Source organism: Photorhabdus namnaonensis, from assembly GCF_001684335.1.
GTDB lineage: Bacteria > Pseudomonadota > Gammaproteobacteria > Enterobacterales > Enterobacteriaceae > Photorhabdus > Photorhabdus namnaonensis.
In genome coordinates, this window is the sequence record NZ_LOIC01000017.1 from 1 (window position 1) to 956 (window position 956).

Consider the following 956-nt stretch of genomic DNA (forward strand, 5'->3'; position numbering starts at 1 on the left):
CTGTCATCAATGGTAGTATTTGTAAATCCCGTAAACATATTTCAATATCATTGGCTTTATTGATATGCTCCTGGTTTTCAATATCAAAGATATCTTTTGTCGTAATAATCAATGAACCTTTTTTGTCATTTTTATCAGAAATAGATATTATTTCTTCTGCCATTGGGACTAAAGTCGGATCTATTTCAATTGGTAAGTGGAGCATCCAACCGGCATAAGCCCTATCTGGAAAAACTTGTTTTTGTTTTAACGAGTAACCTCTTATATCTACTAAAATAAATGGAGATTTACAATTAGATATTAAATTTTTAATGAATAATATGAATTTCTCAAAGCTAACATCTTCTTTTTTAAGACTAATGTTGATTGATATATTGGTTTTCCCTAACCGGATAGTATTATTATAAATTTCATCTTCGCTTGTATATAAAATACTATTATTGTCTTCATCATTTCCATCTGATAAAGATTTAACAATAAGTTTAGACTTTTCATCAAAAGTTGCTTCAAAATGTTTTAATGCGTACTCAGTAGGTCCATTTTCATCAAATGTTCGGTACAACAATCTCTCTTCTAAAGAATTCTCAGGTAAATGCCAACAACTTTGCTTATTTGATAATTTATTTACTTGTTGCACTACCGGATATAAATCATTCAATGCCACTTTAGGTGTTATGCTCTCGTTTAGATCGTGAAATAGTTCTATTCTTGGGTATATTGTTGTCATATCTTTACCTTTTTACGTAAAATTAATATAATCAAACAACTATCAAATCACAGTGTTAAATAATTTAATGTTATTAAATTTAGTAAATGCTCTAGAGAAATACGCATAAATTAGGTCGTTTAATCGGATTACGGCTTTGTTTGTCATATTTATAACTCTGTCATCAATGGTAGTATTTGTAAATCCCGTAAACATATTTCAATATCATTGGCTTTATTGATATGCTCCT

At 28.9% G+C, this 956-nt stretch carries 1 protein-coding gene; it reads right to left on the reverse strand.

The features are described from left to right. The coding region (locus Phpb_RS02405; protein WP_065389015.1) for an immunity 52 family protein at positions 1–727 on the reverse strand (727 nt) is incomplete at its 3' end. Positions 728–956: the final 229 nt, after the last annotated feature.